The 17,193-nt window shown below is 57.1% G+C and carries 12 protein-coding genes and 1 tRNA gene; 12 read left to right on the forward strand and 1 reads right to left on the reverse strand.

From position 1 onward, the window contains the following. Nucleotides 1-3: 3 nt before the first annotated feature. The 12 genes from DOLE_RS14895 to DOLE_RS14950 all read left to right on the forward strand — a co-directional run bounded on the left by DOLE_RS14895 (nucleotide 4) and on the right by DOLE_RS14950 (nucleotide 16,061). Complete coding sequence (locus DOLE_RS14895; RefSeq protein WP_012176309.1) at nucleotides 4-3,183, forward strand: efflux RND transporter permease subunit; 3,180 nt, start codon at nucleotides 4-6, stop codon at nucleotides 3,181-3,183. A gap of 1 nt (nucleotide 3,184) precedes the next feature. Continuing rightward, on the forward strand, nucleotides 3,185-4,618 hold the full coding sequence (locus tag DOLE_RS14900; protein ID WP_012176310.1) for an efflux transporter outer membrane subunit: 1,434 nt from the start codon (nucleotides 3,185-3,187) through the stop codon (nucleotides 4,616-4,618). A gap of 20 nt (nucleotides 4,619-4,638) precedes the next feature. Beyond that, nucleotides 4,639-5,544 (forward strand): phospholipase A, encoded by a 906-nt coding sequence (locus tag DOLE_RS14905; protein ID WP_012176311.1) that lies wholly within the window; start codon nucleotides 4,639-4,641, stop codon nucleotides 5,542-5,544. A 615-nt stretch (nucleotides 5,545-6,159) separates the two neighbouring features. Continuing rightward, nucleotides 6,160-7,446, forward strand: coding sequence for an ankyrin repeat domain-containing protein (locus DOLE_RS14910; protein ID WP_012176312.1), 1,287 nt, complete (start codon nucleotides 6,160-6,162; stop codon nucleotides 7,444-7,446). Nucleotides 7,447-7,654: 208 nt separating this feature from the next. Then, on the forward strand, nucleotides 7,655-8,845 hold the full coding sequence (locus DOLE_RS18075; RefSeq protein WP_153304532.1) for an ankyrin repeat domain-containing protein: 1,191 nt from the start codon (nucleotides 7,655-7,657) through the stop codon (nucleotides 8,843-8,845). Nucleotides 8,846-8,862: 17 nt separating this feature from the next. Beyond that, nucleotides 8,863-10,245 (forward strand): ankyrin repeat domain-containing protein, encoded by a 1,383-nt coding sequence (locus DOLE_RS14920; RefSeq protein ID WP_041280613.1) that lies wholly within the window; start codon nucleotides 8,863-8,865, stop codon nucleotides 10,243-10,245. A 27-nt stretch (nucleotides 10,246-10,272) separates the two neighbouring features. Further along, nucleotides 10,273-11,097 carry a DUF4384 domain-containing protein gene (locus DOLE_RS14925; RefSeq protein WP_012176315.1) on the forward strand — a complete coding sequence of 275 codons (825 nt, stop codon included), beginning with the start codon at nucleotides 10,273-10,275 and terminating at the stop codon, nucleotides 11,095-11,097. Nucleotides 11,098-11,114: 17 nt separating this feature from the next. Further along, entirely contained in the window at nucleotides 11,115-11,588 is a 474-nt protein-coding gene (locus DOLE_RS14930; protein WP_012176316.1) for a nucleoside deaminase, read from the forward strand. A 312-nt stretch (nucleotides 11,589-11,900) separates the two neighbouring features. Next, nucleotides 11,901-13,409 (forward strand): acyl-CoA dehydrogenase family protein, encoded by a 1,509-nt coding sequence (locus DOLE_RS14935; protein WP_012176317.1) that lies wholly within the window; start codon nucleotides 11,901-11,903, stop codon nucleotides 13,407-13,409. Nucleotides 13,410-13,427: 18 nt separating this feature from the next. Then, on the forward strand, nucleotides 13,428-14,570 hold the full coding sequence (locus DOLE_RS14940) for an acyl-CoA dehydrogenase family protein (protein WP_012176318.1): 1,143 nt from the start codon (nucleotides 13,428-13,430) through the stop codon (nucleotides 14,568-14,570). A gap of 177 nt (nucleotides 14,571-14,747) precedes the next feature. Beyond that, nucleotides 14,748-15,635, forward strand: coding sequence for an alpha/beta hydrolase (locus tag DOLE_RS14945; protein WP_012176319.1), 888 nt, complete (start codon nucleotides 14,748-14,750; stop codon nucleotides 15,633-15,635). Nucleotides 15,636-15,985: 350 nt separating this feature from the next. Further along, a tRNA-Ala gene (locus tag DOLE_RS14950) sits at nucleotides 15,986-16,061 on the forward strand. Between the two features lie 55 nt (nucleotides 16,062-16,116). Here DOLE_RS14950 and DOLE_RS14955 read toward each other — a convergent pair. Further along, nucleotides 16,117-17,190, reverse strand: coding sequence for a tyrosine-type recombinase/integrase (locus DOLE_RS14955; protein ID WP_012176320.1), 1,074 nt, complete (start codon nucleotides 17,188-17,190; stop codon nucleotides 16,117-16,119). Nucleotides 17,191-17,193: the final 3 nt, after the last annotated feature.

The raw sequence follows: 17,193 nt of genomic DNA on the forward strand, positions 1-17,193 counted from the left end.
TTCATGCTTTCAAAATTCTTTCTAGACCGTCCGGTCTTTGCCTGGGTGATCGCCATCATCATGATGATCGGCGGGGGGCTGGCCATTTACAACATGCCCATCTCCCAATACCCGCCCATTGCGCCGCCCTCCATCGCCATTGACGCCTTTTATCCCGGGGCCTCGGCTGAAACCGTGGAAAACAGTGTGGTGCAGATCATTGAGCAGAAAATGACCGGGTTTGACAAGCTGCTCTACATGACGGCCAGCAGCGACGCCTCGGGGTCGGGCCGCATCGAGCTCACCTTTCAGCCTGGCACCGATCCCGACCTGGCCTGGTCTCAGGTGCAGAACAAGCTGCAACTGGCCATGTCCAGCCTGCCCGACGTGATTCAACGCCAGGGCGTCAAGGTCAGCAAGTCCACCCGCAACTACCTGCTCATCGTGGGCCTGATCTGCGATGACGGCAGCATGAACGGCAACGACCTGCGCGACTACGCCCAGTCCAGCCTGGAAAAGGTGCTGGCCCGGGTGCCGGGCGTGGGCGAAGTGGAGAGCTTCGGGAGCCAATATGCCATGCGGGTCTGGCTGGATCCGGACAAGCTGAACAGCTATCACATGACCATTGAGGATGTGATAGCGGCCCTTCGCGTCTATAACGTGGAGGTATCCGCCGGCCAGTTCGGGGGCATGCCCTCGGTGAAGGGCCAGCGGCTCAACGCATCCATCATCGTTCAGAGCCTTTTGAAAACCCCGGAAGAGTTTGCCGACATCCCCCTGCGCATCGACGCCGACGGTGCTGTTGTGCGGCTGGGGGATGTGGCCCGCACCGAACTGGGCACCGAGCGGTATGACGTGGATGCCCTGTTCAACGGTAATCCCGCCGCCGCCCTTGCCATCCGGCAGGCAGCCGGCGCCAATGCCCTGGACACCGCCGACGCCATTCGGGCCAAGCTGGACGAACTTTCCGAATACTTTCCCCCAGGCGTGAAGGTATTCTACCCTTTTGATACCACGCCCTTTATCAGGGTGGCCATCGACGACGTGGTCAAGACCCTTTTTGAGGCCATCCTCCTGGTGTTCCTGATCATGTTCCTCTTTCTGGGCAACATTCGGGCCACCCTGATTCCCACACTGGCCGTGCCCGTGGTAATTCTGGGTACCTTTGCCGTGCTGGGCTTTTTCGGCTATACCATTAATATGCTCACCATGTTTGCCATGGTGCTGGCCATCGGCCTGCTGGTGGACGACGCCATCGTGGTGGTGGAAAACGTGGAGCGGATCATGCACGATGAGGGACTTGGCCCCCGCCAGGCAACGGCCAAGTCCATGGAAGAGATCACCTCCGCCCTGATCGGCATCGGCCTGGTGCTGGCCGCTGTGTTTGGGCCCATGGCCTTTTTCGGCGGTTCCACCGGTGTGATCTACCGCCAGTTTTCCGTGACCATCATCGCGGCCATGCTGCTCTCCGTGGTGGTGGCCCTGATCCTCACCCCGGTGCTGTGCGCCTCCCTGCTGCGGCCCGTGGCCATGCGGGAGGAAAAAGCGAAAACCGTCCTGGCGCCCTTTCGCCGGTTTTACCACCGCTTCGACAAGGGGTTCAACTGGGCCCGGGACCGTTATGGAGCCGCCATCGGCAACATTCTGCAGCGCCGGTACCGGTACATGGTCCTTTACCTGCTGATCGTGGCGGCACTGGCCTTCCTGTTTCTGCGCATGCCCACCGCCTACCTGCCGGACGAGGACCAGGGGGTGATGCTTTTCCAGGCCCAGTTGCCATCCGGCTCCACAGAGGAACAGACCAGCAAGGTGTTAAACGAAGTGAAGGCCTATTTTCTGGAAAACGAGACCGAGGCCGTGGACTCGGTCATGACCCTGTCGGGCAGAAGCTTTGCCGGCGGTGGCCAGAACGTGGGCATGGGGTTTGTCCGGCTTAAGGACTGGGATTTACGGGACCGGCCCGACCTGAAGGTCAAGGCTGTGGTGGGCCGGGCAATGGGACGGTTCTCACAAATTCACAACGCCCGGGTGTTTGCTTTTGCCCCGCCCTCGGTGCCCGAACTGGGCACGGCCACCGGTTTTGAGTTTCAGCTTCAGGACCGGGGCGGCATCGGCCACGAAAAGCTGATGGCGGCCCGAAACCAGTTGCTGGGCATGGCGTTCGCGGACCCGCGGCTGACCCGGGTGCGGCCCAACGGCATGGAGGACGTGGCCCAGTACCGCATTGACGTGGACTGGGACAGGGCCGGAGCCATGGGGGTTCCCATCAACGCCATCCACAACACCATTGCCGCCTCCTTTGGCGGGGCTTATGTGAACGATTTTATTCAGGGCGGCCGGGTCAAGCGGGTCTATGCCCAGGCCGACGCCCCTTACCGCATGCTGCCCGAAGACCTGGAGCGGCTCTACGTGCGCAATCGGTCAGGCACCATGACCCCGCTGTCCGCCTTTGCCAGCGGAAACTGGGAGTATGGCTCTCCGCGCCTTGAACGGTTCAACGCCTTTCCTTCTATGAACATTCAGGGTGAGGCGGCGCCGGGAAGAAGTACCGGCGAGGCCATGGCCGCCATGGAGGAGATTGCGGCCCGGCTGCCCGAGGGCCTGGGGTTTGACTGGAGTGGGATCTCCTACCAGGAGCGCATGGCCACGGCCCAAACCGGCCTGCTTTACACCTTTTCCACCATCGTGATCTTCCTCTGCCTGGCGGCCCTGTACGAGAGCTGGACCGTTCCCATCTCCGTCATGCTGGCCCTGCCCCTGGGCCTGATCGGCGGGATGATCGCCTCCATGCTACGGGGCTTTCCCAATGACGTCTATTTTCAGATCGGCCTGCTCACCGTGGTGGGGCTCACCACCAAGAACGCCATTCTGATCGTTCAGTTCGCCATGGCCAAATCCGCCGAGGGCATGCGGCTGGTGGACGCCACCCTGATGGGGGCACGGCTGCGGCTGCGGCCCATTGTGATGACCTCCATGGCCTTTGGTTTCGGCGTTCTGCCCCTGACCCTGGCCACAGGTGCCGGGGCCGGGGCACAGACCGCCATCGGCACCGGTGTGCTGGGCGGTATGATCACCGCCACCTTTCTGGCGATCTTTTTCATTCCGCTTTTTTACGTGATTGTGGTCAACCTGTTTGGCCGGAAAAAAGGCGCAACCTCGGAAACCGTGGCCTTTTCTTCGGAAACCACGCCCAGGGAGTTGTAATATGATGCGAAACAGAGGAACCGCACTGACGCTAGCGGCCCTGCTGCTGGCTGGCTGCACACTGGCCCCCCGGTATGAACGGCCCCAGGCCCCGGTATCCGACCAGTGGCCGGCGGGCCCGGCCTATGTTCAGGAAGAGACGGACGGCGCGGCTGCCGCCGCCGACCTTGCCATTGATGCTTTTTTCACCGAGCCGCGCCTGGTCCAGGTCATTGACATGGCCCTTGCCAGCAACCGGGATCTGCGCACCGCGGCCCTGAACGTGGAGCGGGCACGGGCCTATTACCGGATTTCCCGGGCCGAGCTGCTGCCGAAGATCAACGCCACGGGCACCGGCTACAAGGGCCGGGTGCCGGCCGATCTTTCCAGTTCCGGCAGCGCCATGACCGTTGAGGAGTACAACGTTAACCTGGGCATCACCGCCTGGGAGATTGATCTTTTCGGCCGTATTCGCAGCCTCAAGGCCCGTGCCCTGGAAGAGTTTCTGGCCACGGAAGCGGCCCGCCGGGGCGCCAGAATACTGCTGGTGTCGGAAACGGCGGGCGCATGGCTGACCCTGGCCGCGGACACCGAGACCCTGGATCTGGCCCAATCCACCCTGGCCACCCGCCAGGTGGCCCGCGATATGGTGGCCCGGCGGGTGGAGGTGGGGCTGGCCGCTGAAATAGACCTGCACCAGGCCCAGACCCAGGTGGATGAAGCCAGAAGCGCGGTGGCCCGGCTCACGGCCCAGGTGGCCAAGGACAGGAATGCCCTGAACCTGCTGGCCGGGGGACCGGTGCCGGAGGAACTGCTGCCACGGTCCCTGGACGAAATGACGGTCCTGCCCGACCTGGCCGCCGGAACCCCTTCGGAAATCCTGCTCAACCGCCCTGACATCCGCCAGGCGGAAAGCCGGCTCAAGGCCGCCTATGCCAACATCGGCGCGGCCCGGGCCGCCTTTTTTCCTTCCATCACCCTGACCGGGACCCTGGGCACGGCCAGCAGCGAGCTGTCCGGCCTGTTTGACACCGAGTCAGACACCTGGAGCTTTGCGCCCAAAATCTCCATGCCGATTTTCGATCCCCGCACATGGTCGGCCCTGAAGGTGACAAAGGTGGACCGGGAGATCGCCCTGGCCCAGTACGAAAAGGCCATTCAGACCGCTTTTCGCGAGGTGGCCGATACCCTGGCAAGTCGGGGCACCCTTCAGGAACAGCTGGACGCCCAGGCCTCCCTTGTAAGGGCCACCGCCGAAATCTGCCGCATTGCCCAGGCCCGGTATGACGCCGGCGCCATGATCTACCTGGGGGTTCTGGATGCCCAGCGCTCCCTGTACGCGGCCCGGCAGGGCCTGATAGCCGTTCGCCTGGCAGATATGGCCAGCAGAATACGGCTCTATGCGGTGCTGGGCGGCGGGCAGACGACAGCGGAACCCCGGGAGGAAAACGAATAAAAACCCGCGGGAAAATCAATATGGTTTTTTTTAAAAACAGATGCCTTGCTTTGCTGGCGGCCATGCTGCTGGTGCTGCCATGTTCCGGAGCCGGTGCATCAGACACCTTCGCAATCAACGATGAGGGTCCCATAACCCCTGCACGGCCTGCGATGACGGCCCATGATCGCGCCGTATCCGACGAAGACCCCCGGCGCGCCATTCAGGACTACCTGGCCAACCTCTCCTTTTACGAACCCACCTACTTTCTGCCGGGCACCGACCTTTCAAAAAGCAAGTTCCAGCTCAGCTTCAAGTACCGACTGTTTGGCCCGGACAAGCCCCTTACCCGGAACCATCCCTGGATATCCGGGCTTCACCTTGGATACACGCAGACCTCTCTGTGGGACCTTGAGTCCAGTTCCAAGCCCTTTGTGGACACCAGTTACAAACCGGAAATTTTTTTTCTGTCAGACAACATTCAGGCCCGCCCTTCCTGGCTGAACGCCTGGGTCATTCAGGCCGGGCTTAAACACGAATCCAACGGCCACAGCGGCATTGAGTCCAGAAGCACCAACTATACCTATTTAAAAACCGGTTTTGTTTTCGACCTTGCCGGCGACTACCGGATGGGTATCTCCCCCCAGGTTTGGATGTTTCACAACAATGACGACAGGACCAACCCGGACCTTGAGGATTACCGGGGATTTTTTGAAATCGAGACCGGCGTCAGCAAACTGGAAAGTTTCGCCCTGATCAGTACCTTCCGGCACGGCTCGGCCGGCCCCACGGTACATGTCGATTTTTCCTACCCCCTGAGCCGGCTGTTTGCCGACAACATCGACTTCTACCTCTATACCCAGTATTTTTCCGGCTACGCCGAAACCCTGAAAAATTACCGGCAGAAATACGAGGCCATCCGCATAGGCATCGCCATTACCCGGTGATGCGGTATGGGTGGCCGGAAGATAACATGCGCCACTCCTGTTGCCGCCTTCCCTTTGCTTGTCGAGCCCGGCATCCTTTCCAGCACGTGGCCAAGCTCGCCCCTCCCGCTCACAATACCTGTGACTTTTCCGGCTTCACCCTTCTGATTGACACTTTTTGGGGGTGTGCTAACATAAATCAATTTTCTATTTATGCCGCACGGTTGCAGCGGTCGGCAAAATTTGTCGCGGGACGGGGATGGTTGGGCAACATGCCTGATTGCATTCGGGTAACATAGCAAAAACGATTCGGCACGGCCCGTCAGAACAAGGGCGCCTGCCCCAACGATCATAAAGGGACGAAGATCAATTTCATTGGCGGGGGGATGTCGGCGGGGTGAGGTGGCCCGCCCTTGCACCATGCGGCCTATCACTGTCAGGGCAGGGCTGCGGCCTGTTCACCTGTTTTCTGCTCAGAGGCATAAAAGACGGAAACGGTATCAACCCGGATGGCTACCTTCGCATGGATGGACCTGCACGGCTACCTCTGGCCCCGGGTGGAAAGCATCGCCCGGAAACAGTAACATAACTAGCATACACCGCAGTTGATGAAAGGGAAGTAATAGAGAAGGGGCTATGAAAAAAACTATCACATTCATTTTAATCGTTGCACTGTTCTTGGTCCTGCCGTCATGCGCCACGCTCACCCAGCTGGGGAAGGCGGCAAGGAGCGGAGATATCAGACAGGTAGAAACGCTTTTAAAAAACGGCGCCGATGTGAATGAAACGGCGTTGATGGGCGTAACACCTCTGTATGAAGCGGTTTTATATGATGCCCCCATAGAGATAGTAAGGCTTCTGCTTGATAACGGCGCCGACGTCAACAGAGGGATGGGGAATGGATGGAAGCCTATACATCTGGCGGTTGATAACGGCAATGCCGCTGTAGTCAAGCTTCTGATTGACCGGGGGGCAGATGTCTCTTTTCAGAATCCCCATGGCAAAACCCCGTTACAAATGGCCCAGGAAAACGGCCAGGCCGTTATGCTTCGCCTGCTTCAGGATGCAGAGGAGAAGCAGTATAAAGCACTTTTTGCAAAATCTGATATAGAGGCCCGACCTTCGATCGACGGCGGCTCCGTTTCGATTCTCAAATCAGACGTCGATGACCCTCCTTCCATTCATTCAAAGAACAACCACAGCGCTTATGCCATCGTCGTCGGCATTGAAAGTTATCGTCAGCAACTTCCCAAGGCAGATTTTGCCGCCCGGGACGCGCAGACAATGACCAGTTATTTGACAAAAGCCATGGGGTATCCTGAAGAAAACGTGGTGACGCTTTTAAACGACCGGGCGGCGAAAAGTGATTTTGAAAAATATTTTGAAAAATGGCTGTCCAACAACGTGGAGACGGGCAGTACGGTTTTTGTCTATTTTTCCGGCCATGGCGCGCCCGACCCCAAAACCGGTTCTGCCTACCTGGTGCCCTATGACGGAGACCCTACATTTATCGCTGAGACCGGCTACTCGTTAAGCAGAATGTATACCGCCCTGGGCAAACTTCCGGCAAAGGAGATCATCGTTGCCCTGGACTCCTGCTTTTCCGGCGCCGGTGGCCGGTCGGTGCTGGCCAAAGGGGCCCGGCCCCTGGTGATGAACCTTCAGACCGGAACAGCCATATCAAAAAACATGACCGTGATTGCCGCTTCAGCGGGCGACCAGATCAGCTCCACCTATGACGAAAAGGGCCACGGCCTGTTCACCTACTTTCTGCTCAAAGGCATCAAGAACGAGGATGTGCTCAACCCGGACGGCTCCCTTCGCATGGACGACCTGTTCGGCTACATCTCGCCTCAGGTGGAGCGCATTGCGCGCAAACAATACAACAACGAACAGACACCGCAGCTGATCGGGGCGAAGTAGTTGAATGGGATAGAAACGAAGATCACCAAAAAGAACTGTGCAAATACAGATCCTGTTGAAAGGGGCTACGATGTATAGCAAAGACTTTGTTATGGATGTACAAAGAGCCATATACCCTGTTGGCCTTTTTCCAGCAGGATGCGAGTGCCCGAAAAAAGTGCGGCAATCCACAATATTAATCAAGGGGGGTTTTTTATTGTTTGTGTGCATGGTGGCCATCGGCTGTACGCAATTAAATAATGCAGCGCAAAGAGGCGATATTGACACAGTGAATACTATGATAGACCGGGGCGCTGATGTTAATGCAGCAGATTTATGGGGAATCACTGCGTTGCAGCTTGCAGCGCAGGAGGGGCATGTGCAAATGGTTCAGACGCTTATAGAAAAAGGCGCTGATGTTAATAAGGAAGATGTAAATGGCTGGAGTGTTTTGGCAGTGGCTGCTAGCTCCGGCCATGTGGAAATTGTAAAACTACTGATAGAAAACGGCGCTGATGTCGAATATGCTCTTGGTTTCTTGACGCGCCAGAACGCTTCAAGAGGCAATAGTCTGATTAAAAGAATTGCTCAAGAGCAGGAGAAAAAGCTGATTACGGCAGAACCTTCTCAAACACTTGGCGTGCCCCGCAGATCAGATATTGACGAAATCCCAGGGATAAAAGCAAAGCCCAATCATCACGCCTACGCCATAATTATAGGAATTGAGAACTACCGGCAGAATTTGCCCAAAGCCGATTTCGCCGACCAGGACGCCCTGATAATGTCCCGGTATTTGACCAAAGCCATGGGATATCCGGAAGAGAATGTGGTGACGCTTCTGAACGATCACGCATCTAACGTTGATCTGGTAAAGTATTTTGAAAAGTGGCTGCCCAACAACGTGGAGCCGGGAAGCACGGTCTTTGTCTATTTCTCCGGCCATGGCGCGCCCGACCCCAAAACCGGCGGGGCCTATCTGGTTCCCTATGACGGGGACCCCACGTTTATCGCCGAGACCGGCTACTCGTTAAGCAGACTGTATGACGCCCTGGGCAAACTTCCGGCAAAAGAGATCATCGTTGCCCTGGACTCCTGCTTTTCCGGCGCCGGTGGCCGGTCGGTGCTGGCCAAGGGCGCCCGGCCCCTGGTGATGAACCTTCAGACCGGCACGGCCCTGTCAAAAAACATGACGGTGCTGGCTGCCTCATCCGGGGACCAGATCAGTTCCACCTATGACGAAAAGGGCCACGGCCTGTTCACCTATTTCATGCTCAAAGGGATTAAAAACGAGGATGTGGTCAATCCGGACGGTTCTATCAAAATGGACGACCTGTACGGCTACCTCAAGCCACAGGTGGAGCGTATCGCCCGCAAGCAGTACAATAATGAACAAACGCCCCAGTTGCTGGAAGGAAGATAAGCATTATGAGAAGCTGCATGAGACGAATATTTTGGACGCTTGTGGCTGTCGCGGCCATTGCCTCGCTGACCGGTTGCGGAACCGCGCTGAGCCGGGCCGCACAAAAGGGTGATGTGGCTGCCATGGAAAAACTACTAAACAAGGGCGCGGATATCAATGAAAGCGCTGCGGGGGGCACCATTGCGGGGCCACCATTGTCACATGCGGCGCATCACTGCCAGCCTGAAGTGGTCCGATATCTGGTCAGCAGGGGCGCGGATGTAGAGGCCACCGGTTTCGGTGGAGCGGGGTGGCGGCCCCTGCATATTGCTGTCGATGCAGGCTGTATTAAGGCGGTAGAGATACTTCTGGATGCAGGCGCTGATATTAACGCCAAGGCCAATAACAGGTGGGGATCGGCTCTGGCCATCGCGGCGATGAATGGTGATGGCAGGCTGGTCGAATACCTGATCAGCCGGGGGGCTGATGTGGATGACGCCGCCTCTGTATTGAGACGATGGACGTCATCATCGCTTTTTGATGAGGACGGCCACGGCCATGCTGAAGGATTGGCCCTGCTTGAAAAGTATGCCCGGCCCATGGCAACGGCCGCCGTGTCTTCCCCTCAAACGTCTGTCACGGCAGTCGTCCGGTCCGACGTGGATATGGTTCCCTATTGGAAGGCATCGCCCCGGCCCGATGCCTTTGCCGTGGTGATCGGCATTGAATCCTATCAGACTATTCCCCGATCCGACTATTCCAAAAAAGACGCGGAAACGATCAAAAGCTATCTAGTGGCCCTGGGGTTTCAGGAAAGAAATGTCGAGCTGATGACCGACCAGCGGGCCACCCGATCCGGCATGGCAAAGGCCCTGGAGGCATGGCTCCCCAACCAGGTGACCAACCAGAGCACGGTGTTTGTCTATTTTTCCGGCCATGGCGCGCCGGAACCGGCCACCGGCGAATCCTATCTGGTGCCTTATGACGGGGACCCCAACTATCTCGGCGTGACCGGTTATTCTTTAAAGAGGTTGTATGACAGCCTGGGGAAACTTCCCGCCAAAGAGATCATCGTGGTGCTGGATTCCTGTTTTTCAGGTGCCGGCGGCAGAAGCGTACTGGCCAAAGGCGCCCGGCCACTGGTAATGACGGCCGCCGCCGGCCCGATGCCCGCCCGCGTGGCCGTGCTGGCCGCGGCCCAGGGCAGCCAGATATCCACCTCTGCCCCGGACAAGGGCCACGGCATTCTGACCTACTATTTTCTCAAGGCTTTAAAAGACGGCAAAACCGACCTGGCCGATATCTATACAACCATCCGCCCCCAGGTGGAGGACGCTGCCAGGCGGCTTAATGTGCAGCAAAGCCCCAGTCTCGCGCCGGGCGCGGATACGATTAAAAACAGGTTCAGCCTGATAGAATAAGGCCTTTTTGTAAAACAACGGAAAGACATGATGATGAAAAAAGCGATTGTTCTTCTGGTATGGATGCTGATCACACCGCTGGTCTGCCCGGCCGCAGATGTGCCGGTCTGGGTCGAGGCCACGGGCGAGGCTTGGCTGGGCGACTTTGACACGGCCAGGGAGGTCAGGGACCGTTCCCGGCGGGACGCGGAAAGCAGGGCTATTGAAAAGGCGGTAGGCGTTTTTATCCGCTCCCACACCCTGGTTTCCAACAGCCAGGTGGCCGATGACCTGATCTATGCGGCGGTGCGGGGCAAAATCGTTGAAGAAAAGGTGGTGTCCGCGGACTGGGACCCAGAGGAAAGGTCGCTTTACCGGACCACCATTTCCGCCCGGGTTGAACCGGTCTACCCTGAAAAAGGCGAAGGGCTGTCGGCGGATCTTTTTCTGTCACAAACCGAGTTAAAAGAGGGGGACCCGGTCCAGCTTTTTTACCAGGTCAGCCGGGACGCCTATGTTTATATTTTTTCCATTGCAGCGGACGGCTCCGTGACCCTCCTGCTGCCCAACGCCGCCATGCCGGACAACTTTACGCCAGCCGGCAAAGCGTGCCGGTTTCCGCCGGAGGACAGCGCCATTGCGCTTACGGCCATGTTTCTGCCCGGCCACAAAGGTGACACAGCGGAAGAAAAAATCAAGCTGGTGGCCACCCGGGGAAAAGAAGACCTGCTCTCCCTGGGTTTTAAAGAGGGGGCGTTCCAGGCCTATGACCAGAACTCAACCGGCATGATCAGCGACCTGGTGCGCCGGCTCAACCGGCTTGAACCCGTTGACTGGACCGAGGCATCGGCGGTTTACCGGTTAAAAAGATAAAGATGGGAGACCGGTTCATGGAGATGCACGACGCATTCATGCGGCGGGCCATTGAGCTGGCCCGGGCCGGTATGAAAGCCGGCGACGGCGGGCCCTTCGGCGCGGTGGTGGTGCGCGACGGACAAATCGTTGGAGAAGGGGCCAACCGGGTGCTGGCCCATAACGACCCCACGGCCCACGGCGAGATCGTGGCCATTCGGGACGCGGCAAAACGCCTGGGCACCTATGACCTTGACGGATGCGTGCTCTACACCACGGGCCAGCCCTGCCCCATGTGCCTGGGCGCCATCTACTGGGCCCACATTCAAACCGTCTATTTCGGATTTTCCATTGTTGATGCCGGGACTGTTGGCTTTAATGATGCCGTGATTTTTAATGAATTTGCCCTTCCACCTGAAAAAAGACGGGTCAACTGCCGCCCCCTGCTGACCGATGAAGCCATGATTCTGCTAAAAGAGTTTGAGTTCCTGCCGAATCGGCCCCAATATTAAGATGGTTTGGTTTAACCAATTTTACCAAAACATACCCCCTTCATTTTCCGCTGAAAACCCCCTTCACCATTAAATAATACATTAATCTTAGAATTTTATCATAAAATCCGCCGCTGTCTTCTGATTCCTGGCCTCAAAACCGCCACATCACCTCACCCTTTATCAAAAAAGGTGCTTGACTTGACAGGTCTTTGTTGGTTGTATTGGTTTAATCAATTATCGTTATTTGTTTATAATACTTCGTTGCCCTGACACGGTCCTGCCAAACCCGTTCGGGAAAACACAACCTTTTTTAAAAAAGGGGGGCGTTTCATGCTTAGGCGATCGGAAATAAAGACCCTGCTAAAGGAGCAGCCGGCCTTTGACGATATTTCAAACTGCATGCGGGGAGCGGCCCGGTTTCCCAACAGGGCGCTGTTAAAAGAGGTCCGCGAAATCGTGGCCCTGGCCCGTAAGTTCAACAGGGAGGTGGTGGTCCCTCATGTGTTGGAGCTGGACCGCAAAAAACAGGAAGACCACGACTTTCTGCCGTGGGACATTGTGAAAAAAGCCAACGAATGGGGATTTTTCACCATGTGGCTGCCCCGGTTTTTCGGGGGCCACGGTTACAACTACCACTCGCTTTTCTTCTTTCTTGAAGAGATCGCCTCTGAGTGCGTGGCCATATCCAACCTGATCGGGGTCCACTACCTGGGGGCCTGCGCCATTTTCTGCGTGTGGAACATACGGGTGGCCAACGAGATTTTCCGGGATGTGGCAAAAGGCGAAAAAACCGGGGTTCCCTGCCTGCTCACCGCCGCCACCACTGAGCCGGGCGCCGGCACCGACTGCGAAGAGCCCGAGCTGCTGGACAGGGGGACAATCGCCTGCCACGCGAAAAAAGTGGAGGGCGGCTACCGGATCAGCGGCACCAAGATATTCATCTCAAACGGCCATCTTTCCACCTGGCACAACGTGGTGTGCTACGAAGACCCGGCCCGGCCCTCGGCAACCGCCGTGGTCTGCCTGGTCAAAACCGGCTCGCCGGGATTTTCCTTCGGCCGCCAGGAAAACAAGATGGGCCAGCTGGGGTGCCCGGCCAGCGAACTGATTTTAAAAGACTGCTTTGTGCCGGACCGGTATGTATCGATGGCCCCGCAACAGGTGGCCGGCCTGAAAGGAGATCACAGCGACAAAACCCGCAAGGTGCTGAGCCACTTTTTTGCCACCTCCCGCCTGGGCGTGGCAGCCTTTGGCACGGGCGTGGCCCGGGGGGCCTTTGAAAAGGCGGCTTCCTTTGCCGCCACCACCCGGGTCAACGGCAAACCGCTGATCAACCACGAGTGGTGCCAGAGCCTGCTGGCGGAAATGTATAAGAATGCGGCTTCGGCCCGGTTGTGTTATATTGAGGGTGCTTATGCCAATGCCGCAGACGGTATGACCCGGCCCCTGTATGTAAAGCCGCTGTTCTACCTTTTTAAATACCTGCCCTTTGACTGGGCGGAAAACCTGGTGTCGCGCATGATGAGCCGGAACAGTGTCACCTGGCTTTTTCGAAAAATTCAGTTAGACTGGCAGAGTGAAGATCAGCGGTTCCGGGCCGCCGGATGGGGTGCCATTGCCAAGTTTATCGCCACGGACGCGGGCATGAAAAACAGCCACCTGGCCGTGGAGCTGATGGGCCAGGCCGGAATCCGCCATGACCGGGAAGCGGAAAAATTTTTGCGGGACGCCAAGCTGCTCCAGGTTTACGAAGGCACCAACCAGCTCAACCGGGTCAATGCCTTTGAGGCGTTTGTGGGAAGGCACCACCCCGGGGTGAGGGTTTACGAGCACGAATAACAATAAAAAGGTGAAACCATGATCAACATTATCGCGGGCGGGAAAGACAAAGAAATTCTCATGCTGGAAAAGGCGGCCGCTGACTTTGCAAAAAAGCAGCTGGCTCCGGAGCGGGAGGCCAACGACGCCTATCCCTTTGGCCCGTTCTTTGACACGGTGGTGCAAAAGGCTTTTGATCTGGATTTTTTTGCCGTGATGCTGCCGGAGGATTTAAACGGCATGGGCATGGGGGTTAAGGCATTTGCCACGGTGCTGGAAGGCCTCTGCCAGGAGGACAGCAGCCTGGGCGGTATTCTGTTTACCAATGCCTCGGCCCAGCAGGTGCTGATGGCAGCCGGCGGCTCGGCCCTGCTGGAAAAAATCACGGCCGCGGAAAGCCTTTCCGATTGTCTCATCGCCTTTCCCGGGTTCAACAACCCCAGGGATGTCCGCAACCTGGCCCGTGCAAAGCAGGGGAGCGACGGGTTCCGGCTTTCAGGAACCGTGGAGTATGTGGTGCTGGGCGCCATGGCCGGCCACGCGCTGATTCCGGCCCACCTGGACTGTGAAGACGATTACACCTTCTTTCTGGTCAACCTGGCCGAACCGGGCATCACCCTCAGCGAGCCGGTGGTCAGCCTGGGCCTGCACGCCTGCCCGGCCGTGGACATGTCCTTTGATAACGTGGCGGCCCAGCCGGTGGGGAAGGCGGACCAGGGATCGGTCTATTTCGGGGAGATGGCGGATATCATGCACGCCGCGGCCGCGGCCATGGCCCTGGGCGTGATGAAGGGGTCGTTCAAAGAGGCCTTTACCTTCAGCCAGCAGCGGTTCCAGGGGGGCCAGGAGATCATCAAGTGGTCCGAACTCAAGCGCATCGTGGCCGAGATGGCCATTGCCGTGCAGAACGCGGAAATGATCGTGGGCATGGCCTGCCACGTGGCCGACGCCCGGATTCCGGGATGGGAGCTGTGTACCCGGGCCGCGGCCCTTCAGGTGCAGAAAAGCGCCTGCGACGTCACCACCGACGGCATTCAGGTGCTGGGCGGGGTGGGCTACATGAAGGATTACGGCCAGGAGAAACGGTTCCGGGACGCCAAACAGATTCAGGCCCTGCTGGGCATGGCGCCCATGAAAAAAATCCGGTATATTGAGTCCATGATTAAAGGATGCAAAGCCTGACCTTATTTTAATCGAAATCGGGATCGCTATCGAAATCGGTCATTGCGAGCGCAGCGAAGCAATCTTGTCCAGAAGCGAAGGAGATTGCTTCGTCGCTTCGCTCCTCGCAATGACGGGGGATGTGCTGCGCTCCTCGCAATGACACAAAAATGGTAACATCTCTATTAAGGAGTCCTCATGACAGTGCAACAGCAGAACATCACATTTAAATCACAGGGAGTCACCTGCCGGGGACTTTTTTTCAGGGCCGACCGGGACGGAAAGGCGCCCTGCGTGTTGCTGGCCCACGGATTCTGCGGCACCATAGAAATGCGGCTGAAAGACTACGCGGAAGCCTTTGCCCTTGCCGGCTACCATGCCATGGTGTTTGATTACCGCCACTTCGGTATCAGCGACGGCAACCCCCGGCAGATTCTGGACATTAAAAAGCAGCACCAGGACTGGCGGGCCGCCATTGCCCACGCCCGGACCCTGGACGGCGTGGACCCCCGGCGCCTCATTTTATGGGGCACATCCTTCAGCGGGGGCCATGTGGCGGTGATGGCGTCTGAAGATAAAAACATTGCCGCGGTCATCTCCCAGGTGCCGCACATAAATGGGCTGGCCACTGCCATGGCCGTGGGCGTTGCACAGAACCTGCGGCTGGGCATTGTTTCCTTTATCGACCGTGTCGGCGCGATCCTGGGCCGGCCCCCTTTTTATGTTCCTGCCCTGGGCCGTCCCGGTGATCTGGCGGCCATGACCGCCCCCGGCGAATTTGAGGCCTCCCGAAAGCTCATGCCCGAGGGCTCGGTGGTGGATGAACGGGTGGCGGCCCGCATTTTCCTTTCCCTGGCCCTCTATTCACCGGGCCGGCTGGCTTCAAAAATCACCATGCCCTGGCTGGTCCAGGTGGCGCTTCAGGATACCACCACCCCGTCCAAGCCCACCATTGCCGCCGCCAAAAAAGCGCCCAAAGGAGAACTGATCACCTATCCGCTGGGCCATTTCGCGGTTTATGTTCCTCCGGATTTTGACCAGACCATTGCCGATCAACTGGCCTTTCTCAAAAAACACGTACCTTGATTTCAGGGGAAAATCCGGCCATCCGAACCAACTCTCTTTCCCTCACTCGTGCCCGTGATTTTTTTCCGTCATCGCAAACCGGGACATGCCTTGCGGTTAAAAGCCTGTTTGTAGTGTGCCCGTAAGGGCATCGGATATGCCCCGCAGCAAAACGCCTGACGGCGTCACTACAAACAAAGCGACGAAGCAATCTCCTTCGCATCTGTTCAACACTGCTTCGCTGTGCTCGCAATGACCCGTATCAGTCCAGGTTCCAATAGAAATTTCGCTTTGAACAGGGCTTTTTACAACGCTGTCAAAGATAAGTGTTGACTTGTACCATGCCGGTTTGTTAAAAAAGGCAGTTACTCGGGGCTGTAGCTCAGCTGGGAGAGCGCATGACTGGCAGTCATGAGGTCAGGGGTTCGATCCCCCTCAGCTCCACCACAAATTTTCAATAAAGAAGAAGGGTTAGCCGGATCAAAGGTTAGCCCTTTTTCTTTTACCCCATTGTTGTGTGAGAGTCTGTGTGAGACTTTCCCCTTGCACGCTCAAAAACGGCTATTGCATTACGTTCCATGTCACCCATGCTGTGAAGATAGATTTCGGTTGTCTTGCGGTTCTCATGCCCCAGAATTCGCTGTATGGCGGCAATAGGCACATCATTACCATCCATGATAGATGCACCGGAATGTCGAAGTGCATGAAATCGAAAGTACCGAACACCTGCTTTTTCGCAAAGGCTTTTCATAAAGCGCTTTCTATCCTTGTATGGGCCGATGTTGAATTCACCGTTTCTCTTGTTCCAAAACCGGTGCCAGAATACCCAAGGGACGTCGGGAGAACGCCGATTAAATCGGTTTTGTAAAACATCGTGTAGTTTTTCGGTCATTGGCACCTTTCGCGGAGTCAAATGACCACCACGCTTTTTGCGGGTATAGAGGATGATAAAGCGCTCATCCAGATTTATATCCTCCCACACGAGCCTGTTTATTTCACTCACGCGGCCCAAGGTTTCCCTGATCGCCCAGAGATAGTCCTGTGTATCAGGATCTGCAGCGGCTATCACTTTGTCAATGTCTTCACTGCATGGCACATACTTGATTTTTTTTTCAACCGGGAAAAACCGTATGCCCGCCGTAGGGTCGGTGTAAATCATCTTTTGTCCGACCCCAAAATTGAAGACAGCCCGCAGGTACCGCAGGTCCTGATTGGCGGTATATGCGGAGACTTTATGCCGCTGATAAAGGTGCTTCTGAATCATATCTCCCGTTAGCTCACCACAAGGCAAGTGCCCCCAAAGGTTAGCCCATCGCCGCGCCATATACAGATAGGATATGTAGTGGCTTTTTGAATTATAGGCTTTGACATGGTCAAGCTTTTGGTTCACCAGTTCCAAGAAGGCCATGTCTGTTGGCGTCTCCAGAACCGGCTTCGGGTTTTTTATCTCCTTTCGTTTTTCGGCCTCTGCCTGATTGGCCTCTTTTTTTGTTTTGAACCAGGCTTCCGTGTACCTGGTCCCCATGTGGGTGAAGTCGTACCTCCACCCCTTCCCTGTTACAGAATAAACGCTCATAAA

This window comes from Desulfosudis oleivorans Hxd3, from assembly GCF_000018405.1.
Lineage (GTDB): Bacteria > Desulfobacterota > Desulfobacteria > Desulfobacterales > Desulfosudaceae > Desulfosudis > Desulfosudis oleivorans.